The following is a 21146-nucleotide window of genomic DNA, read 5'->3' as shown; positions in this document are numbered from 1 at the left end:
AGCGACTGACAAGACGTGGCGAGCAGTCGTCAGGTGGGTGTGGACGGCGGGCAGGAACCGGAGCGTACGCGTGGTACATGCCGATACCGGGCACCGGCCGCGCCCGCCTGGCGGCTGCACAGTCGTTTTGTTGGATGCTCTAGGCCGTTGGCGAATGCCTTCACGTCTTGCAGGGCGCGTCGGGCGCGTGGCGAGGTGGCGGTAGGCGAGCGCCGGCGGCTTTCACACAGCGGTTCCGTTCGCTTCATCGGGCGCTTGCAGCGTTCCCGTTAGCATCGCAGCACCTTTCACTGTGATCGGCTGCGTTGCACCACGGGCGTCGCCGACAGGAGACTTGCATGCGCGCAGCCATCCACACCCAGTTCGGCGACCCGGCCAAGGTGCTCGAACTCGGCGAACGGCCCACACCGCAACCCGGCAAGGGCCAGGTCCGCATCGCGATGCGGCGTTCGCCCATCCACAACCATGACCTGTGGACGGTGCGCGGCAACTACGGCTACAAGCCCACGCTGCCGGCGATCGGCGGCAGCGAAGGGTCTGGCGTGATCGATGCGCTGGGCGAAGGCGTGCAGGGCCTGCAGGTCGGCCAGCGTGTCGTCGCCGCCGGCGTGCACGAGAGCTGGGCCGACTACTTTCTGGCCGACGCAACCGGCGTGGTCCCGCTGCCCGACGCACTGGATGACGACCGCGGCTGCCAGCTCATCGCCATGCCGCTGAGCGCGTTGATGCTGATCGAGTTCCTGAATGTCGACAAAGGCGACTGGATTGTGCAGAACACTGCCAACGGCGCGGTCGGCAAGACTGTGGCCATGCTGGCTGCGGCACGCGGCATCAACGTGATCAATCTGGTGCGTCGCGATGCCGGCGTGGACGAACTCAAGGCACTGGGGATCGGGAATGCGGTGTCGACCGCGCAGGACGGTTGGCAAGACCGCGTGCGCGCGCTGGCCGGCGATGCACCGATCGTGCGCGCGATCGACTCGGTGGCCGGCAAGGCGGCAGGCGAGCTGATGGGGCTGCTCGCCGAGGGCGGCGAGTTGATCTCGTTCGGCTCGATGACCGGCGAACCGCTGGAGATTGCCAGCGGCGATGTGATCTTCAAGCAGGCCACAGTGCGCGGTTTCTGGGGCAGCAAGGTCATGGCCGCCACCAAGTCCGAGGACAAGCGCCGCATGATCGGCGAACTGCTCAAGGCGGCCTTGGATGGCAGCCTGGCCCTGCCGGTGGAAGCGGTGTACGACCTGCAGGACGCCGCCAAGGCAGCCGCCGCCAGCGCCGAACCGGGGCGTCGCGGCAAGATCCTGTTGCGCGCAGGCTGAGCCCCCGCTGCCGACGGACACAATCACACGCGGCATCGTCGAAGGCCAGGCGGTCAACTTAGTGGAGGAGCGCGCCCGAGCGCGACGAAGCCTTCCCGGGAAGGCCCGTCGCGCTCGGGCGCGCTCCTACGGGATCGAGGACGCCAGCTGCTCGAATGCCGCCAACTCACTCCCTTCCCCCGCATGCCGCGCAAGGGGCGAAGGGCGGATGAGGGAGCGCCGCCGGCCATGCGTGGACCGCGCCGCCGCAACGAGTGCCCGCGCACCACAAAAAGCAAACCCAACCGCAGACGCGTGCTATGCCGGCTCGTCGGGCACCAACTCCATCTCCAGCCGCGTGATGCAGTCCTTGATGTGCAGCTTGCGCTTCTTCAAGCGCTTCATCTGCAGCTCGTCGTCCAGGTTCGCGGGCACGCGCTGAATCTCCTCGTCCAACGCGCGGTGGGCGCGTCGCAACTCGGCGATCTGCTCGACGATCTCGGCGGTTGACAGGGTGTCCACCCCCCGAGCATACACAACCCCGGGCTGCACGCGTCAGCCGCGCTTGCCAAGCGGCCCGGGGCTGCGACAATGCCCGCGCGCCGCGGGGAAACGGCGGCGCGCCCCGTCCATCATTGCCGCGCGGCTACGGCCGTCGAGAAAGGAGTCTTTCGATGCGTCTGCATCCTTCCCTGCTGGCCCTGGGCCTGTTCGCCGCCGCCAACCTGGCCAGCGCCGCCGATGTCGCCAAGTACGACGGCTTTCTGTGCTGCAACCTGCGCACCGACGGCAGCTGGATCAGCGACAGCAACTACGCCGAAGACGGCAAGCGCATGCTCCCGGTCGGCACCCCGGTCAGCGTCACCGGCTTCGGCCGCAACCGCGTCAACCTCAAGATCGCCGGCGAAAAGCAGTCCATCGGCAACGATTACAGCCGCGACCTGGACAACACCGCCTTTGCCGCCCGGTATGTCGTCACCACCGACCCCAAGCTCAAGCTCGCTACCTTCCCGCCCAAGATTCGCCAGGCGATCAACGATGGCAAGCTAACCGGCGGCATGACCCGCGAACAGGTGCTGATGGCGGTCGGCTACCCGATCAGCAGCGAAAACCCCAACCTGGACGCCTCGCTGTGGCGCTACTGGCGCGACAGCTTCTCCGAGTACCAGGTGCAGTTCGGCCCCAGCGGCAAGCTGGTCAAGGTGACCGCCGATCCGCAGGTGATGAATTTGATCTGGGTGCCGTGAGGCACTCAGCGGAGCAGCAGGCGCCGGCGTGAGCCGGCACCTGTCATCGCCCCACGGTTGCTGATCACTGATGTCGCGTGCGTGCGCGCTGGCGAATGCAAGGCATCGACGACACCGCGCGGGTTCATTGAACGTGCGACCCCGACGAGGGAAGACATGCACGATGGTGAATTGATTATCCCGCCCGACGCACTGGCCGATCCGGAGGCCTTCGAACTGCTGCGTCTATGGGCCGCGAATGAACAGCTGCACGTGAGCATCAATCGCGATCTGGGTGGCGGTGCAGAGGACTTCGGCGAACTGCTTGCGGATCTGTTCGAGCATGCTTCGCGGATGTACGCACAGCGCGATGGCATGCCGCTCGCGCAATGTCGCACGCTGATGCTGGATGACTTCTTGCGACGCGTTGCCGACCCGAGCGGTCGGCAAGAGGGAGCGCTGCCAGTCGAGCACTAGCGGCACCGTGCAAGGCCCTTGTTGCGCGATCGCGCGTCCCGGGCAAGCCTCTATTGACTGCGATGACTCGGTTAGCAGTGCGCCGGGCACGGACGCATCGCCGTGCTGCCTTTTGGATACCATCGACGCTGGCTTTCTCGCCCAAGGGCAAAGATCCTGGCGTCACTGGCCTTCCCGACCAACACCTGATGAGAGCGTCCTGATGAGAGTGTCATGCAGCGAGATCTGATTCTGTATCCCAAAGACGATAACGGCGACACGCTCTGGCATATCGCACAGCAAGGTGTCGACCTTTCAAAGCCGCGGGAAATCGCTTTTTCGGTGGTCTTCCCCAGCAAGGAATCGGCGCTGGAGTTCTCGGTGAAGATGCTTCGCTTCGAGCAGAAAGTCCGCTGCTGTCATTACCCGGAAAATACGGCGTTTCCCATGGATGTGACGGTGTATCCGACCATGGTGCCGTCGTACAAGGCGATTTCGGCGTTCGAGGAAGACCTGGCAGCCGAGGCCAAGCCCTTGGACGGCTTGAACGATGGATGGGAATTCTTCGGGGACGCGAAGGACGCCTGAGCGCTCGGCCAGTTCGAGGACTGCACGGCGTGCAGATCCTCCTATCAGCGCTTTCGCATCAGCGCGCTGACTGCGGCACACGTCGCAGCTGCGTCACGTCGTAGCCCATCGCCGCGATACGCTCGACCGCTTGCTGATAGTCGGCATCGGAGACCTGCGGGGTGCGCGCCATGTACCAGACGTAGTCGCGCTTGCTGCGCGCCACGATGGTCTGCGTATAGGCTGCGTCCCGCCAGGCGATCACGTACTCGGCCTTGAACGGCCAGAAGAACTGCATGCGCCAGAGCGCGCCATTGCCTTCCTTCGCCACCTGGCCGATCGGATGCATCGATTTGAGCGGCGCCTGGAAGCTGCCCTTGCGAAAGGTGAAGGTGGTCTGGATGCGACCATCCGGTCGCAGCGCGTAGCTCTCCACCGCGTCGTAGGCGCTGCGCTCGGGCCGGGTCGGAATATGCGCAATCACATACCAGTCGCCCATGAAGCGCGGCACATCAACGGTGTCTGCGCGGGGCAGGGCAGCGCGTGAATCGCTTGCGCCAGCACTGCCGTGGACCGCGAGCGTGAGTAACAACAGCATCGAACTACGTCGCATGGCACTTCTACCTAAGAGGGCACGTCTGAAGCAATACGTAGGTGCACTGCGTCTGGATGCGAGCCCATGCGATGTAGCTCCGGCCTGGGGGCAAGACTGGCCTTAGTGCGTGCGACATGTCGGTGCCGTTTGCCGAGTCATCTGCGTTCAAGAGCCAAATAAAGAGCCACTCAAACGCCGGAAACGCCCAATTTATGCCGTGAGTATTGTTCAACCCTCAGCCGCCGTGATGACGACAAGGTGCGCTGAAGCATCGAGCTGAAAGGACGTTTCTTCCACCGTCAGCTGCCCAGCGATCACTGACTCGAGGGATGTCGGCGGGCGGTTTCCCAACGGCACTCACCAAGGCGATACCGCGTCTTCCCCATACGGGTAAATCGTCGCGATCGTTCCATCTGCAGCATGTTCCAGCGGTGCCATCTTGATGCTGCGCAGATGCGTCTGGCCGCCCGAAAGCACGCTGTCGTGATAGAACAGATACCACTGCTCCTGGAACAAGCAGATGGAGTGATGCGTGGTCCAGCCGACCACCGGTGCGAGCAGCACGCCCTGGTAGTTGAACGGGCCGTAGGGTGAGTCGCTGGTGGCGTAGCAAATCTGGTGGGTGTCGCCGGTGGAATACGACAGGTAGTACCGACCTGCATGTTGGTGGACCCAGGGACCTTCGAAGAAGCGGCGGGCGTGGTCGTCTGCGCGCAGCGGGGCGCCGTGTTCGTCGAGGATGACGACTTCGCGGCTGGGTTCGGCCAGTTCGGTCATGTGCGCGTGCAGGCGCGCCACGCGCGGGCCAAGTGCGGGTGCCTCGCCCACCGGTTCCTGATGCGTCTGCGCGTAGACATTATCGCGGTAGTGCTGCAGCTGGCCGCCCCAGATGCCGCCGAAGTACAGGTAATGCGCGCCGTCGTCGGCGGCGAGTACGGCCGGGTCAATCGAGTAGGTTCCGGCGATGGGCTGCGGCTCGGCGACGAACGGGCCTTCGGGGCGATCGCCCACCGCCACGCCGATCTGGAACATGCCGTCGGCGCGTTTTGCGGGGAAGTACAGATAGGTCTTGCCGTTGCGTTGCGCCGCATCCGGTGCCCACATCTGCCGCTGCGCCCAGGGCACATCGCGCACATGCAGCACTTGCCCGAGGTCTTCCACCGCCGCACCCGGATGCGCCATGCGCAACACGTGGTAGTCGGCCATGTCGAAATGCGAGCCGTCGTCGCTGAAGGCCACGCCGGCATCGAGGTCGTGCGAGGGATAGATATACACCGCACCGTCGAATACATGTGCGGACGGGTCGGCGGTGTAGAGGTGCGTGACCAGCGGTGCGGAAATGGCGGTGCGCGCCAGCGCCTGCAGATTAGCGGCTTGCAGTTCATCGGACATGCGCGTACCTGTGCATGAAGTGGGAGGGGAGGTCAGACAGTGGCGAGCGGTGCGGCCTGGCGGCGCATGCCCAGTTCGTGCTCGATGCGGGTTTCCAGCGCCTTGTCGATTTCGTACAGCGCCAGCAATGCAGTGCCGAGCAGGAACGGAAGCGAGGCGTACACGCTGATGGCCAGGCGGATGCCGTTGGTGACGGCCGCGCCTTGCTGCGGCAGTGCTGCGTCATAGCCATAAAACGCCAGGATGCCGGCGACCAGTGCGCCGCCTACGCTCAGTCCGATCTTCAAGCCGCACAACATCGCCGAGAAGATGATGGCGGTGGCGCGGCGGTGGTTCTTCCACTCCGAGTAATCGGCCACATCGGCGATCATGGCCCACAGCAACGGGATGGTGATGCCGTAGAAATACCCGTGCAGGACGTAGGAAGCGAACACCCAGCCGATCGCATTCGGTGGGTACAGATAGAACGCCAGCAGGAACAGCGTGGAGATCAGCAGCGCGCCGCCGAAGACATTGCGCTTGCCAAAGCGGTCGGCCAGGCGTTTGGAAAAACCGATGCCCACGATCATCGCCAGGATGCCGCCGGCGCTGAACACGCTAAATGCGGAAGTCGGCGCGTCCTGTGGCCACTGCAACGCGCTCATGCCGGCGCCAGTCAGGACGCTGTTAATGCCGGCGATGAAGCGGTTGAACCCGGCGTGGTCGAGAAACTGCGTCAACGCATTCGCGTCGAGGTAGTACTTGAAGTAGTAGATGTACATCCCGCCCTTCATCGCCAGATTGATGAAGACCAGGATGGTGAGCGCCAGCATCACCAGCCAGGGCTTGTTGCGGACCAGATCGGTCAGGTCCTGGCGCACGCTGTTGCGTTGTTCGCTGATCGGCAGCACCCGCTCGCGCGTGGTGAAGAAGGTGATCAGAAAGCACAGCGTGCCGATCGCCGCGAACAGCGCCATGGTGTTGCGAAAACCCTGCGCCTTGTCGCCATTGCCCAGGATCAAGACCAACGGCAGTAACAGCACCTGGATGATGAACTGCGCAAAGGTCACCGCCAGAAAGCGATACGCCGACAAGCTGTTGCGCTGCTCCATGCTGCCGGTGAGCACGCCGCTCAAAGCCGAATACGGCAGGTTGTTGGCGACGTACACCAGCATCAGCAAGGTGTAGGTGGCAAAGGCGTAGGCGATCTTGCCCTGCTCGCCGAGCGTGGGCGTATTGAAGGCGGCCAGCGACAACGCCCCGAAAGGCAGTGCGGTCCACAGGATCCACGGGCGGAACTTGCCCCAGCGGGTGCGCGTGCGATCGGCCAAGATACCGATGACCGGCGTAAACACGAACGCGCCCAGCATGCCGACCACAAAGATCAGCGTCGCTGCCACGCTGGCAGGTATGCGGAACACATCGGTGTAGAAGAACGCCAGGAAAGTGACCAGCGTCTGGAAGATCAGATTGGCAGCCAGGTCGCCCAGGCTGTAGCCGATCTTTTCGCGCAAGCAGAGCTGCTGTGACCGATCGTTCATGAGGTGGGGCGGACTCGAAGAATGCTGCGGAAAACGCCGCGGCGCGCATTGCGCCATCGGTCGCCGCTGGGAGGAACGGCGACCGATGACGACAACACTCAAAAGGTACCGCGGATGCCGAGCATGACGGTGCGCCCGGGCTCATACAGGTCGTAGGTGGCGTTGGGCCAAGCGAAGGTCGTGCGCAACGGCTCGTTGGTGATATTGGTGATGTTGAGCGTGATCTGCGGCTTGGACGGCAGCCAATCCAGTGCGTAGCTCGCCGACATATCGAGCTGGCCGCGCGCGTCGGCGTTGAGGCGCGCATACGGAATGCCGTTCTGGTTGGCGCCGGAGATCACCATGTCGTCGTTCCAGGTGTAGGACAGGCGGATCGAGGCCGCGTCCTTTTCCCAGTAGACGGTACCGTTCCAGAGGTTGGGTGCGACACCGACGGCCACCGCCGGCACGCCTTCGCCTTCGGACTGCTGGTTGACGTGGGTGTAGTTGAGGCTGAAACCCAGGCCGTCGAACAGCTTATCCAGCGGCTGCACCCAGATGGCCTCGGTGCCGCGGATATTGAGCACACCATCGGCATTGACCTGCGTCTGCACATCCACGGTGGCCGCATTGGGGCCGCCGCGCTGGGCCAGGCCGGCCTGCTGGATCGGCAATAGCGTGTCGTAGTTCACGCCCAGGTCGTTGAACGGAATGCGGCGGATGCCGTTGACGGTGAAGCCGGTGATGCGCTTGTTGAACAGGGTCAGGCCCACATAGCCTTCGCCGCCGGTGTACCACTCGCCGCCGAAATCCACATTGGTCGACAGATACGGCTTGAGGTTCGGATTGCCCTGCGTGGCGGTCTGCGCGGAAGGGTCGCTGAAGTTGGTGTTGGGCAGCATCGCGCTGGGATCGGGGCGGGTCAGCGTGCGCGAGCTGGACAGGCGCATGACCACCTTGTCGGCCACGTCCCATGCCACGTTGAACGAGGGCAGGGTTTCCTTGTAATCCGAATCCAGCACCTGCACGCTGCGGACGCCATTGATGGTGACCGGGCCGGTAATGGTCTGGTCGGTGGTCACATAGCGCACGCCGGCGTTGAAGCGCATGGTGCGGTTCCAGACATCGGCTTCCGCATTGGTCTCGATGTAGAAGCCCAGATTTTTTTCGCGGATGCCGCCGGTCGAAGCGCCGGTGTTGGCCGAGTTGCTCTCCGGTGCGGCATCGCGCAGCGCGTAGTAGTTGGTGTCGGCCAGGAAGCGGGAGAAGTCGGCAGTGATGAAACCGCCTGGGCCGGGTTTCAGATAGCTGGCCAGGGCCGCGTTCGGGATTGCCGAGCCGGCGCCGCCGTTGCACACGTTGCCGCCATTGCCGCGGCACACCACCTGTTCCCAGGCGGTGCTGTTGTCGAAGCCACGGATGGTGCGCTCGGCCATGTCGTAGGACGCGCCGATCTTGACGTTGCGCTTGTCCTCGCCGAACTGCAGGTCGGCGCGCGCGCCGCGCGTTTCGGTCTGGCGCTTTTCGTTCTGGATATTGACCCGGCCACCCGTCCAGCCCCAGCCCAGGTTGGGGTCGTTGAGATCGAGCGGGCTGGTGATGCTGGGGCGGTCGCCGCCTTCGTTGCGGTAGTCCACGGTGGTGAACGGCGAGGTGACCAGGATGCTGGGCGATTCGCGTGCGAGCCAGCTACGGGTGGCATTGGCCTGCACATTGAGCTTGATGTCCTGCTCGGCGCCAAACAGCAGTTCCGCACCGGGATTGACGCTCCAGAACTTGACGTTTTCGTGGTACGGGCGCGCTTCCAAAAAGTACTGCGCGTTGGCGAAGGTGGCGCTGGTCACCACGTTGTTCTGATCCAGCTGCATGCCGAGCGGAATCATGTTGCCGTTGCGGCCGATCAGATTCATGCTGATCCGCTCGGTGGTGCGCTCGGCTTCGGAGTACAGCGTGTCCAGGTAAAAATGCATGCTGTCGGAAGGGCGCCATTCCAGCGACATCACCGATGCATCGCGGTCGCGATCGCCACTCATGTAGACGCTGCGGCCCAGACGCGGGATCAGTGCGTCGCTGATCTGGTCGATGCTCAGGCCCGGGTTGCGCGCCAGCAGCCAGGCGGCGTCGATGGTCTCGCCGGTGGTGAGGCCGCTGCCGGCAGTGGCGGGCACAGTGTCTGGAATGCGCCAGTTGCCGCCGCCATTGACGTTGCACGCCGCCGGTTGGTTGGTGGCTGGCGTTCCTGCCGGCGGCGCGAGACCGCACTGGGTGTAGGTGAGGCCGGGGTTGGTCCAGCCCACGCTCTCGAAACCGCGCACGCCGAGTTTGCTGCGGACCGACGCCACACCGAACAGTGCACCGAAGGTGCCTGCTTCATTGGTCCAGCTGCCCATGAAAGCGCCGCGTGGGGTGGTTTTTTCGCTGGTGCTGTTCCAGTCGGCCTGCGCCTGATAGGTGAAGTGCACGCCGGGGCGGTCGAACGGGCGCGCGCTGCGCATGTCCACCACACCGGAAACGCCGCCTTCGAGCATGCTCGCGGTGGGTGTCTTGCTCACCGTGAGCTGGGTGAAGAATTCGGTGGGGAACAGATTCAGATCGACTTCGCGGTTCTGGTTCTGCGCATTCAGGCCGATCGAAGCAGTGGCGATGCTGGCGCCGTTGAGCGTGGTCTTGGTGAAGCTGGTGCCCAGGCCGCGGATGGCGATATTGAGACCTTCGCCGTTGACGTCGCGCGCCAGCTGCACGCCGGGAATGCGGTTGAGCGACTCGGCGATATTCATGTCCGGAAACTTGCCGATGTCTTCGGCAAACACCGTGTCGGCAAAGCCGACCGAATCGCGCTTGGCGTCGGTGGAGAACTGGATGCTGCGTCGGTAGCCGGACACGGTGACGGTATCCAGCTGGGTCACCGCATCGTTATTGCCGGCAGTGGTTGGCGGGGTTTGCGCCGTGCTCTGGGCATCGGCGGACTGTGCCCAGGCGGCGGTGCTGGACATGCCCAGCAGGATGGATCCCAACGCGCAGGACAACGCGGTTCGTGCGTAGCTGTTCTTCACCGTAATCCCTTCCCTAACAGGTAGCAGACGTCCCACGCATCGCCCCTGCGCAGGGAGTGCCGCTGCCGTTGCGCGGCGCGACGATGGTGCGATGGGGGAGACGGACGATCAGTGCATTTGATGTTAGCGCTAACAAATTCGGAACATCACGCTGCAGGGCAGCATAGATGCGTGCACGCGCCGGCAGGCCGCCGGCCAACCCACGCCGTCGCGCCGGACGCGCTTGCGTACGGGGGCGCAGTGCTGCACTGCGCGATGGATTTATCGCGATGCCGTGGTAATGGTAGCGCTATCATCCGTGGCGCAAGGCCACCTTCGTGCAGGTGCAGTGGTCGATGAATCGAACCGAAGAACACGGCAGCGACGGTCCCGGCCGGCACCTGATGGGTGCACGCTTGCACCACATCGGCCAATCCGCGCAGGAAGCCGGCGCGCTGGCGCGCCAGCATAGGCCACGCGCATGAGCGAGGTGCCCGCCGCGGCCCCGGGGGCCGCAACGGCAAGGCTCGGCCGGGTGCGCTGGCGGGTCTGCGCCCTGCTGCTGGCCGCCACCACCATCAACTATGTGGACCGCCAGGTACTGGGCGTGCTGGCGCCGTTCCTGCAGACGCAGATCGGTTGGAACGAAATCCAGTACGGCTATATCGTCACCGCATTCCAGGCGGCGTATGCGCTGGGCTTGCTGTGCAGCGGTGCGGTGATCGACCGCTTCGGCACTCGGCTCGGCTATGCGCTGGCGATCGGCCTGTGGAGCCTGGCGGCGATGGGGCATGCCTTGGCCACCAGCGTGGTGGGGTTTGCGATTGCGCGGTTTTTCCTGGGCCTTGGCGAATCGGGCAATTTTCCTGCAGCGCTCAAGACGGTGGCCGAATGGTTCCCGCGCCGTGAGCGCGCGCTGGCCACCGGCATCTTCAATTCCGGCTCCAATATCGGGGCCATTGTTGCCCCATTGTTGGTGCCGTTGATTGCCACCGCCTGGGGCTGGCAGGCGGCATTCCTGTTCACCGGCGTGCTCAGTGCAACCTGGTTGGCGGTGTGGTGGTTCAGCTATCACCCGCCCGAGCAACAACCCCGGTTGTCTGCTGCAGAACTGGCGCACATCCGCAGCGATGCGCATGAGCCGGTGCAGCGCCGGCTGTCGTGGCTACAGGTGCTTCGGCATCGGCAAGCCTGGGCGTTTGTGCTGGGCAAGTTCATCACCGACCCGATCTGGTGGTTCTTCCTGTTCTGGCTGCCGAAGTTCCTGCACGCCGAATATGGCCTGAGTCTGCTGCAATTGGGCGTGCCCTTGATCGTGATCTTCGTGCTGGCCGACATCGGCAGCATTGCCGGTGGTTGGGTGGCCGGGCGTTTCATCGCACGTGGCTGGAGCGTCAATCGCGCACGCAAGACCGCGATGCTGATCTGCGCGATTTCCGTCGTGCCCATCGTCTTTGCCGCACGCGCCGACAACCTGTGGCTGGCGGTCGCGCTGATCGGGCTGGCCACCGCCGCCCATCAGGGCTGGTCGGCGAATCTGTTTACGCTGCCTTCGGACATGTTTCCGCGCCACGCGGTTGCCACGGTGGTGGGCATCGGCGGCTTTGCCGGTGCGGTGGGCGGCATGCTGATCGCCACCTTCATCGGCTTTCTGTTGCAAGCCACCGGCAGCTATGTGCCGGTGTTTCTGATGGCAGGCTCTGCCTACCTGCTGGCCTTGGCCGTCGTGCACACGCTGGTGCCGCGGCTGGAGCCGGCGCAGTTGCCTGCCGATCCAGCGCCGACATCGTCCTGAGGTGAGCCTATGCACAAGCGCGCAGTAGCACTGGGGTTATTGATGGTGGCCGGCATGGCCGCGCCAACCCACGCGGCACCGCTGGCAGCGGCGGCGTCCAAATTCCTTGGAAGTGCGTACGGCGCGCAGCAGGCGCCGGGGTTTGCGCAGTACTGGAACAAGCTCACCCCGGAAAACGGCGGCAAATGGGGCAGTGTGGAGGCGGTGCGCGACCAGATGGACTGGAGCACGCTGGATGCGGCATACCGGTTTGCCCAGGCCAATCAGATGCCATTCCAGATGCATGTCATGGTGTGGGGCAACCAGCAGCCGGAATGGATCAAGACCTTGCGGCCGGCCGAGCAGCGCCGCGAGATCGAGCAATGGTTTGCCGCCGTTGCGCAGCGCTACCCGGAGATCGCGCTGCTGGAGGTGGTGAACGAGCCACTCAACGACCCGCCCAGCAAGGCCGATACCGGCGGCGGCAATTATCTGCAGGCGCTGGGGGGTAACGGCGATAGCGGCTGGGAATGGGTGCTGCAATCGTTTCGGCTTGCGCGCCAGCATTTTCCCAACACCAAGTTGATGATCAACGACTACAGCATCACCAATAGCGCGCAGGCCACACAGAAGTATTTGCAGATCGTGCGGCTGCTGCAGCGTGAGAACCTGGTCGATGCGATCGGGGTGCAGGAGCATGCCTTCGAGACCACGCCGGAGGTGGCGATGTCGGTGCATCGCGACAATCTGGATGCGTTGGCCGCCACAGGCCTGCCGATCTACATCACCGAGTTCGATCTGGACGGGCCGACCGATGCGCAGCAGCTGGCCGACTATAAGCGTGTGTTTCCGGTGTTCTGGGAACACCCGGCAGTGCATGGCATCACCCTGTGGGGCTTTCGGCCCGGCTTGTGGCGCGACAAGGAAGCTGCCTACCTGATCCGCGCCGACCGCACCGAACGTCCGGCGCTCGCGTGGCTGCGCGACTACGTTGCAGCCCATCCCGGTGCACCTGCGCCATGACAATTATTGATGCGCGCCGCGCTCACAGACCTTTGTCTGGTGTCCTGACCTTATGCCGATGCGCGCACGTCATCGTGTTGGCTGCATGCGCCGTGTGGCAAATAGCCGCGCTGACCGCGCTGACCGCGCTGACCACTGCCGCACACCAAGGCGGGTCGGCATGTCCTTTTACGCTGCTTGCTGACCTGCTTGCTGACCTGCTTGCTTGTCCTGCAGTCGCAAGAATGGACAGCCTCGGCGCCATCCTGATCACACCGTTCATTGGTTTCGTTTTGCAGGCCATCGGCGGCTACATTTCGAAATTTTTTTACGGTGGGTGCGGCCTACATTCTGGCGCTGGCGGTGGTGCACCGCCTGGTGCCACGACGCAGCCGGCGCGAGTGGAGCAACCGGCCTAGACGCGGTTCCAGGTGCCTGCGCACTTTGGCGTCGATCCGACGCACGTCAGCGCACCTGTCCTTTCCGTGACTGCTTTGCTCACTTATCGAGGATGTCAACATGTTGAAACTCCGTTACCCGCTCACGCTTGTGCTGTTGCTGGGCGCGTATGCGTCCGCTGTTGCCGGGCCCATCGCTGCCGGCAAGCAGCGCGTCCTGGGCAGCGCCTACAGCCCACAGCAAGCGCAGGGCTTCACCAACTACTGGAACGCCGACGTGCCCGAAAATGCGGGCAAATGGGGCAGCGTCGAGCCCGTGCGCGGCCAGATGAACTGGGGCCCGCTCGACGAGGCTTACCAGTTGGCCAAGCGCAACCACATGCAATTCCAGTTCCATGTCGGGCTCTGGGGTGCCCAGCAGCCGACGTGGGTGCGCAACCTGCCGCCAAACGAGCAGCTTGCGGCGATCGAGCACTGGTTTGCCGCGATTGCGCAGCGCTACCCCGACATCGACTTGATGCAGGTGGCCAACGAGACGCTGCCGGGTCACAACCAGCCGGACAATCGCCGCAGCGATACGGGCAACTATCTGCGGGCACTGGGCGGCACCGGGGCGACCGGCGTGGACTGGGTGCTTGAGGCATTCCGCCTGGCACGCAAGTATTTCCCCCATACCAAGTTGATGATCAACGACTACAACGTCACCGAGTACAACGACCAAGCCAGGCAGTATCTGCACACCATCCAGCTGCTGCAGCAAGAACACCTGATCGATGCGATCGGCATCCAGGGGCACCTGTCGAGCAACGGCCCCTCAGTTTCGGTGCAGCGCGCCAACCTCGACCTGTTGGCGTCCACCGGACTGCCGATCTACATCACCGAGTTCGACCTGGATGGGCGTACCGACGCTCAGCAGTTGGCAGCCTGGCAGCGTTTCTTCCCGATGTTCTGGGAGCATCCGGCCGTGCGTGGCGTAAACGTGTGGGGTTTCCGTCACGGTCTATGGCGTGAAAATGAAGGTGCGTATCTGATCAATTACGACGGCAGCGAACGCCCGGCCTTGACCTGGCTACGCAGCTACGTTGCCAGCAGGCCCTGACCGGGCTTCCTTCTCATTGTCCATAGGGCTGATATCGATCATGCGTTCTTCCGTGTTGTCCTTGCATCCCGATCGTTTGCTGCCGGCCGATCCCGGCACGCGCGCGATCGCCCGCCGCCTGTACGCACAGGTTGCAACGCTGCCGATCATCAGCCCGCATGGCCACACCGACCCGGCCTGGTTCGCCACCAATGCACCGTTTGCCAACGCCACCGAACTGTTGTTGGTGCCGGACCATTATGTATTCCGCATGTTGTACAGCCAGGGCATCGACCTCGATGCCCTGGGCATCCCGCGCGCAGATGGAACCCGCGCAGCAGTCGACCCGCGTGCGGCATGGCGCGTGTTTGCCGAGCACTACACGTTGTTGCGCGGCACGCCGTCGGCGCTATGGCTCAATCATGTGTTCCATGATGTCTTCGATTTGCGTATCCGTCTCGATGCCGGCACCGCCGATCACTATTACGACCACATCACCGCCGCGCTGCGAACGCCGGCATTCCTGCCGCGTGCGCTGTTCGAGCGCTTCAATATCGAGGTGATCGCCACCACCGAATCGCCGCTGGATCGGCTGCAGCACCATGCGGCCATTGCCGCCAGCGGTTGGCAGGGACGGGTGGTGACGGCGTATCGCCCTGACCCGGTCGTGGACCCGGAGCACGAGCAGTTTGCCGGCGCGCTGCAGCAGTTTGGCGCGCTCACCGGTGAGGACGTGCTCAGCTGGGATGGCTACCTGCGTGCGCATCGGCAACGGCGTGCGTTCTTTGCCGCGCATGGCGCCACCTCGACCGATCACGGGCACCCCAGCGCCGCGACCGCCGATCTGTCACCAGCCGAAGCGCAGCGCCTGTTCGATACGGTGGTGCGCGGTGCGGCCACGCCGGAGCAGGCGGAACTGTTTCGCGCGCAGGTGCTGACCGAAATGGCGGCGATGAGCCTTGACGACGGCCTGGTGATGCAGCTGCATCCGGGCTGCTTCCGCAATCACAATCGGCAGCTGTTCGGGCAGTACGGACGCGACAAGGGCGCCGACATTCCGATGCGCACCGACTACGTGCATGCGTTGAAGCCCCTGCTGGATCGGCATGGCAACGACCCGCGCCTGCGCCTGATCGTGTTCACCCTGGACGAAACCAGCTACAGCCGCGAGCTGGCGCCATTGGCCGGGCATTACCCCTCCCTGCTGCTCGGCCCGGCGTGGTGGTTCCATGATGCGCCGGAGGGCATGTGGCGCTTTCGCGAGCAGACCCTGGCCAGCGCCGGCTTCTACAACACCGTGGGCTTCAACGACGATACCCGCGCATTCCTGTCCATTCCCGCGCGGCACGATGTGGCGCGGCGCGTGGACAGCGCCTTCCTGGCCAAACTCGTTGCCGAGCACCGGCTGGAAGAGGACGAGGCAACCGAGGTGGCAATCGACCTGGCCTACCGCCTACCCAAGCAAGCGTACAACTTGTGAGGTGGCGTAAACGGAGGGCGGCAGTGCCGAGGCGTGCGCACGCGGCGCCACTGCATCCTGCGCAGCGGCAGGATCGGTGAACTGATGCGTGCACACGCCAAGCACAACGTCACACGAGCGCTGCGCGCAGGTTATGCAGTACGTGCCTGCACGGGGCTTTTCTGGCTCTGCAGTGCATGGCCCATCATCGCAGCACCGCACGCTGCCAGCGACGCCTCGCGCGAACGTATTTCGCTGGATGCGCAGTGGCGCTTTCATCGTGGCGACCCGCCCGCAAACCAGGAAATCCTGGACTACGATGTGCGCCCGCAGGTGGTGCGCAGCAGCGATGGCAGGGTGGCCGATGCGCAGCCGGAACAAGCGCAGCTCATCGATGCGCCCGCCGTGCGCGTGCTCAAGCCGTGGATCCTGCCCACCGCCAACGGTTTGATCGCAGACCCGGCCCAACGGCACATACGCCCTCCAGGCAATCCGGGCAGCACGGTGGCGTATGTGCAGCCGCACTTCGACGACAGCGCATGGGAAACCGTGGACCTGCCGCATGACTGGGCCATTGCCGGGCCGTTCCTGGCAGATGGGCCTTACGGTGGCATGGGTCGGTTGCCGAGCTGGGGCATCGGCTGGTATCGCAAGAGCCTGGACATCCCGGCCAGCGATCGCGGCCGCGCGATGTTTCTGGATCTCGATGGTGCGATGTCTTACGCCACGGTCTGGCTCAACGGCAAGCTTGTCGGCGGCTGGCCGTACGGTTACAGCTCCTGGCGCGTGGATCTGACGCCGTATGTGATTGCAGGCAAGCGCAATCAACTGGTCATTCGCCTGGATAACCCGCCCGAGTCGGCGCGTTGGTATCCGGGCGGCGGGCTGTATCGCAACGTGTGGCTGACCAAAGCGGCGCCGTTGCATATCGCGCACTGGGGCACGCAGCTGACCACGCCGCACGTCTCGGCCGATGCGGCGCAGGTGCAGCTGACCGTCACCTTGGACAACGCCGCCCGCGGCGCAACCCAGGCGCAGGTGCGCACAGCGATTTATCTGCTCGACGATGCAAGCGACCGGCCCAGTGGCGAAGCGGTCGCGCGCATTCCAGCGCAGCCCATCAGCGTCCCTGCCGGCGGCACGGCGCAGGTGCAAGGCAGCACCCGGATCGATGCCCCGCGCCTGTGGGGGCCTCCACCCACGCAGCACCCGCATCGCTATGTGGCCGTCACCGAGGTCGACCAACAGGGACGCGTGGTGGACCGCTACGAAACCCGCTTCGGCATTCGCAGCATCGTGTTCGACGCCGACAAGGGCCTACTGGTCAACGGCGAGCACGTGCCGATCCGCGGGGTGAACAATCATCACGACCTGGGCGCGCTCGGTGCAGCGTTCAACAGGCGCGCCGCCGAGCGACAGTTGCAATTGCTGCAGCAGATGGGCGCCAACGCCATCCGCATGAGCCATAACCCGCCTGCGCCCGAATTGCTCGACCTGACCGACCGCATGGGTCTGCTGGTGGTGGATGAGGTGTTCGACAGTTGGGAGATGAAGAAGACCCCGCTGGACTTTCATCTGGTGTTTCCGCAGTGGCATGCCGCCGATCTGCGCGCGATGCTGCGCCGCGACCGCAACCACCCCTCGGTGATGCTGTGGAGCGTGGGCAACGAGGTTGGCGAGCAATACACCGGCCAACAGGGCGCGGCGATTGCGCGCGCGCTGCGCGCCATCGTGCATGCAGAAGACCCGACGCGCCCGGCCACGGTGGCGATGAACTACGCCTCGCCCGAGATGCCGCTGCCCGCTGCGCTGGATGTCGTCAGCCTCAATTACCAGGGCGAAGGCATCCGCGATGCAGCCGAGTTCGAGGGTACCGAGCGCATCCGTAAACCGCCGCAATACCCCGCGTTCCATGCACGGTTTCCACACAAGGCCATTGTCAGCAGCGAGACTGCCTCGGCACTGAGCAGTCGTGGCGTGTACCTGTTTCCGGTCACTGCGGACCACAGCGCACCGGTACGCGATGGCCGTGGCGGCGATTCGGTGGCGCATCAGGTCAGCGCGTACGAACTGCATGCGGTGGACTTTGGCTCCAGCGCGGACAAGGTGTTCGCTGCGTTGGATCAACACCCTTACGTGGCCGGTGAGTTCGTCTGGACCGGGTTCGATTACCTGGGCGAGCCCACCCCGTATTACAGCTCGCGCAGTTCCTACTCGGGCATCTTCGATCTGGCCGGCTTCCCGAAGGACCGTTACTGGCTCTATCAGTCGCGCTGGCGTCCGGAACTGCCGGTGGCGCATCTGCTGCCGCATTGGAGCTGGCCAGGGCGCGAAGGACAGGTCACGCCCGTGCATGTGTTCACCTCCGGCGACGAGGCCGAACTCTTCGTCAACGGCGTTTCGCAGGGGCGCAAGCGCAAGGCGCCACGGCAGTACCGGCTACGCTGGGACGCGGTGGTGTACCAGCCGGGCGAATTGCGGGTGCAGGCGTACAAGGACGGCAAGCCGTGGGCCAGCGAGCGCGTGCAGACGGCAGGCCGCGCCGCGCGCATGCAGCTGACGCCGGATCGGGGCAGTATCCGCGGCGACGGACAAGACCTGAGCTTCATCACCGTGCGCCTGCTCGATCGCGACGGACGTCCCGCACCGACCGCGGGCGACCGCCTGCGCTTCCGCATCGAAGGCCCTGGCGAGTTGGTGGCCACCGACAACGGCGACCCCACCAATCTGGAAACGTTCGCTGCGTCGCAACGTCATGCCTTCAATGGGCTGTGCCTGGCGATCGTGCGTGCCAAGGCCGGGGCGCGTGGCACGATCACCGTGCATGTGGAATCGGACACGTTGCAAGCCGCACAGACCCAGGTGGCGGTGCAGTGATGCGATCCAGTGCAATCGAAACCTGTGACCTCTCAACGGACCTGCTCATGCACATCAACCGCGCCAACCTCACCAAACGCCTGGGATTGCTGATCGCCGGCCTCAGTGCAGTGTGCACGCTGCAGGCCCTGGCCGCGTGCGGGACGCCCGGCACCTCGCTCAAGCAGGCGTATGCGCAAGGGTTTCTGCTGGGGACTGCCGTCAATGCCGATATCGTCTCCGGCAAGGACGCAGCCTCCGCTGCGTTGGCGGCCTGTCACTTCAATGCGGTGACCGCGGAAAACGTGATGAAGGCCGAAGTGGTGGCGCCGCGTCGTGGGGTGCAGGATTTCAGTGCAGCCGATGCATTCGTGGCCTACGCACAGCGCAATCGGCAGTTCGTGGTCGGTCACACCCTGGTCTGGCACAACCAGACACCGGAGTGGTTCTTCACCAGCGCCGATGGTCGGCCCAATACGCCGGCACAGCAGCTGGAACGCATGCGTGCGCATATCGCAGCGTTGGCCGGGCGTTACACGGGCAAGGTGCAAGCCTGGGATGTAGTCAACGAAATCATCGACGAAGACGGCAGTTACCGTTCGACCAACTGGGTACAGCGCGTGGGCGACGGCGACACGGTGGTCCGCAATGCCTTCACCTTCGCACAGCGCTATGCACCGGATGCGCAGCTCTACTACAACGATTTCAATGCATGGCGGCCGGCCAAGCGTGATGGCATCGTGCGCATGGTCAAGATGCTGCAGCAGGCCGGTGTCCGTATCGATGGCGTGGGCATGCAAGGCCATTGGGGGCTGAACTACCCCAGCCTGCGCGACATCGAAGACGCGATCGATGCGTACGCTGCGCTTGGCGTCAAGGTCATGATCACCGAGCTGGACATCGATGTGTTGCCGCTCACCAAGGAAGGCCAGATCATCGGCACCGGCATGGCGCACAAGCAGTTTCAGCTGCCGGAATTCAAGCGCTTCCTCGACCCCTATCGCGATGGTTTGCCTGCCGACGTGCAGGCGCAATTGCGCGACCGGTATGCCGAACTGTTCGCGCTGTTCTGGCGCAAGCGCGACAAGATTGCGCGCGTCAGCGTGTGGGGCGTCAGCGATGACATGTCGTGGAAAAACGATTACCCGGTACCTGGGCGCACCAACTATCCGCTGCTGTTCGATCGCAATCATCAACCCAAGCCGGCGTTGGATGCGGTGTTGGCCGTGCCCACCGCAACCGCTGCACGCTAGCGGCTGCCGGCCCAAGAGCTGCTGACAACCAGGGCCCGGGCAACAGGCGAGCACGGCCGATGTTCGGTGCGGCATGGATGGCTCGAAACACCGCATTCCTGCGTGCCGTGCACCTCATAGATGCGTGCGCGCGATGCATTGGTGGCCACTATGCGCAGTCGCCTGCACACGCATGATGGCATCATGCCCCCAACCATGAGACAGGACTGACCGATGCGCTTGCCGTCTTATCTGCTGTTGGCCGTGCCGTTGCTGGCGGTGCTTGCTGCCTGCACCAAGCAGACTCCACCGACGCCGCGTTTTGAGGCCATCGGCCAGCTGCAGACATTCGACCGCCGCTTCGGTGATGTGGTGGCAAGCGATGCGCGCATCGAGAAGCTCACCGAAGGCTTCACCTGGTCCGAAGGCCCGGCATGGGTACGCAAGGGAGGCTATCTGTTGTTTACGGATGTGCCGGAAAACAAGCTGTATCGCTGGTCCGAACAGGCCGGCCTGTCGGTCCTGCTCTCGCCCTCCGGCTACACCGGCCCGGAACTGCCCACGCTGCGCGAAGCCGGCGCCAATGGTCTGTATGCCGAGCCCGACGGCACGGTGCTGCTGGCCGATTCCGGCACGCGCATCCTGGCCAGGCTCGATCCGGTCACGCGCAAGAAGACACCGCTTGCCACCACCTTCGAGGGCCACCGCTTCAACAGCCCCAACGATGTCGTGCGGCGCAGCGATGGCGTGGTGTTCTTCACTGACCCGCCGTACGGGTTGAAGGATCTGGATAAATCGCCGGTCAAGGAGCTGCGCTTCAATGGCGTCTATCGCCTGGACACCGATGGCAGCGTGCATCTGCTGGACGATGGCCTGAGCTTTCCCAACGGCATTGCCCTGTCGCCGGATGCGCGCACCTTGTACGTCTCCAACTCCGATCCGCAACGGCCGATCTGGATGGCGTATGCACTGGATGCACAGGGCGCCGTCACCGGCAAGCGCGTGTTTGCCGATGCGTCCGACCTGATCGCCAAGGATGTTCCCGGCCTGCCCGACGGCATGGCGGTTGCCGCCGACGGCACGTTGTTTGCCACCGGCCCCGGCGGGGTGATCGTTTTCGATCCCGCCGGCCAACGCCTGGGTCGCATCGCCACCGGCGAGGCCGTCTCCAACTGCGCCTTCGGCAACGATGGCCACACGCTGTACATGACCTCGCATACGATGCTGGCGCGCGTGCGCGTGAAGTCGCTGGGCCTGCAGTTCGTGCGCTAGACGATCGCGG

Annotated in this window: 18 protein-coding genes and 1 other RNA gene; 13 read left to right on the top strand and 6 right to left on the bottom strand. The window is 64.4% G+C overall.

All coding sequences use genetic code 11. The features are described 5' to 3' along the window. Positions 1-3: 3 nt before the first annotated feature. A non-coding RNA gene (locus tag ACCQ07_RS20755) (sX9 sRNA) lies at positions 4-79 on the bottom strand. A gap of 259 nt (positions 80-338) precedes the next feature. On the opposite strand from ACCQ07_RS20755, the gene ACCQ07_RS20750 reads away from it, so the two are divergent. After that, on the top strand, positions 339-1319 hold the full coding sequence (locus tag ACCQ07_RS20750; protein ID WP_218534432.1) for a zinc-binding dehydrogenase: 981 nt from the start codon (positions 339-341) through the stop codon (positions 1317-1319). Positions 1320-1616: 297 nt separating this feature from the next. Here the strand turns inward: ACCQ07_RS20750 and ACCQ07_RS20745 are convergent, their stop codons facing one another. Beyond that, positions 1617-1820 (bottom strand): YdcH family protein, encoded by a 204-nt coding sequence (locus tag ACCQ07_RS20745; RefSeq protein ID WP_169306459.1) that lies wholly within the window; start codon positions 1818-1820, stop codon positions 1617-1619. Positions 1821-1972: 152 nt separating this feature from the next. Here ACCQ07_RS20745 and ACCQ07_RS20740 point away from each other — a divergent pair, with 152 nt between their 5' ends. The 3 genes from ACCQ07_RS20740 (at position 1973) to ACCQ07_RS20730 (ending at position 3568) form a co-directional block, all read left to right on the top strand. After that, positions 1973-2545 carry a hypothetical protein gene (locus tag ACCQ07_RS20740; protein ID WP_008573822.1) on the top strand — a complete coding sequence of 191 codons (573 nt, stop codon included), beginning with the start codon at positions 1973-1975 and terminating at the stop codon, positions 2543-2545. 57 nt (positions 2546-2602) lie between these two features. After that, on the top strand, positions 2603-3001 hold the full coding sequence (locus tag ACCQ07_RS20735) for a DUF5076 domain-containing protein (protein WP_011349115.1): 399 nt from the start codon (positions 2603-2605) through the stop codon (positions 2999-3001). Between the two features lie 213 nt (positions 3002-3214). After that, complete coding sequence (locus tag ACCQ07_RS20730) at positions 3215-3568, top strand: ribonuclease E inhibitor RraB (RefSeq protein WP_011349114.1); 354 nt, start codon at positions 3215-3217, stop codon at positions 3566-3568. Positions 3569-3626: 58 nt separating this feature from the next. Here the strand turns inward: ACCQ07_RS20730 and ACCQ07_RS20725 are convergent, their stop codons facing one another. The 4 genes from ACCQ07_RS20725 to ACCQ07_RS20710 all read right to left on the bottom strand — a co-directional run bounded on the left by ACCQ07_RS20725 (position 3627) and on the right by ACCQ07_RS20710 (position 10086). Next, on the bottom strand, positions 3627-4160 hold the full coding sequence (locus ACCQ07_RS20725; protein WP_011349113.1) for a lipocalin family protein: 534 nt from the start codon (positions 4158-4160) through the stop codon (positions 3627-3629). A 339-nt stretch (positions 4161-4499) separates the two neighbouring features. Next, positions 4500-5534: a glycoside hydrolase family 43 protein gene (locus ACCQ07_RS20720; protein WP_372363628.1), complete on the bottom strand. Its 1035-nt coding sequence runs from the start codon at positions 5532-5534 to the stop codon at positions 4500-4502. A gap of 32 nt (positions 5535-5566) precedes the next feature. Next, positions 5567-7054: an MFS transporter gene (locus ACCQ07_RS20715; protein WP_109291770.1), complete on the bottom strand. Its 1488-nt coding sequence runs from the start codon at positions 7052-7054 to the stop codon at positions 5567-5569. A 98-nt stretch (positions 7055-7152) separates the two neighbouring features. Then, positions 7153-10086, bottom strand: a complete 2934-nt coding sequence (locus tag ACCQ07_RS20710) for a TonB-dependent receptor (RefSeq protein WP_109291767.1) — start codon at positions 10084-10086, stop codon at positions 7153-7155. A gap of 335 nt (positions 10087-10421) precedes the next feature. On the opposite strand from ACCQ07_RS20710, the gene ACCQ07_RS20705 reads away from it, so the two are divergent. The 9 genes from ACCQ07_RS20705 (at position 10422) to ACCQ07_RS20665 (ending at position 21136) form a co-directional block, all read left to right on the top strand. Beyond that, complete coding sequence (locus ACCQ07_RS20705) at positions 10422-10550, top strand: hypothetical protein (protein ID WP_372363627.1); 129 nt, start codon at positions 10422-10424, stop codon at positions 10548-10550. Continuing rightward, positions 10547-11860, top strand: a complete 1314-nt coding sequence (locus tag ACCQ07_RS20700; RefSeq protein WP_011349110.1) for an MFS transporter — start codon at positions 10547-10549, stop codon at positions 11858-11860. Before ACCQ07_RS20705 ends, ACCQ07_RS20700 begins: the two co-directional genes overlap by 4 nt. A 9-nt stretch (positions 11861-11869) precedes the next feature. After that, entirely contained in the window at positions 11870-12862 is a 993-nt protein-coding gene (locus ACCQ07_RS20695) for an endo-1,4-beta-xylanase (protein ID WP_057682258.1), read from the top strand. Further along, on the top strand, positions 12859-13260 hold the full coding sequence (locus ACCQ07_RS20690; RefSeq protein ID WP_372363626.1) for a hypothetical protein: 402 nt from the start codon (positions 12859-12861) through the stop codon (positions 13258-13260). The genes ACCQ07_RS20695 and ACCQ07_RS20690 overlap by 4 nt, the downstream gene beginning before the upstream one ends. Positions 13261-13360: 100 nt before the next feature. Next, on the top strand, positions 13361-14338 hold the full coding sequence (locus tag ACCQ07_RS20685) for an endo-1,4-beta-xylanase (protein WP_008573839.1): 978 nt from the start codon (positions 13361-13363) through the stop codon (positions 14336-14338). Positions 14339-14378: 40 nt separating this feature from the next. Then, positions 14379-15797, top strand: coding sequence for a glucuronate isomerase (gene uxaC, locus ACCQ07_RS20680; protein WP_218489040.1), 1419 nt, complete (start codon positions 14379-14381; stop codon positions 15795-15797). Positions 15798-15881: 84 nt separating this feature from the next. Beyond that, positions 15882-18653: a beta-galactosidase GalB gene (gene galB / locus ACCQ07_RS20675; RefSeq protein ID WP_338339817.1), complete on the top strand. Its 2772-nt coding sequence runs from the start codon at positions 15882-15884 to the stop codon at positions 18651-18653. Between the two features lie 47 nt (positions 18654-18700). Beyond that, positions 18701-19885, top strand: coding sequence for an endo-1,4-beta-xylanase (locus tag ACCQ07_RS20670; RefSeq protein WP_071117571.1), 1185 nt, complete (start codon positions 18701-18703; stop codon positions 19883-19885). 213 nt (positions 19886-20098) lie between these two features. Continuing rightward, complete coding sequence (locus ACCQ07_RS20665) at positions 20099-21136, top strand: SMP-30/gluconolactonase/LRE family protein (RefSeq protein ID WP_218505726.1); 1038 nt, start codon at positions 20099-20101, stop codon at positions 21134-21136. Positions 21137-21146 lie beyond the last annotated feature (10 nt).

The organism is Xanthomonas sp. NCPPB 3583, assembly GCF_041475715.2.
Lineage (GTDB): Bacteria > Pseudomonadota > Gammaproteobacteria > Xanthomonadales > Xanthomonadaceae > Xanthomonas > Xanthomonas euvesicatoria.
This window is presented reverse-complemented; position numbering and strand designations above follow the sequence as displayed.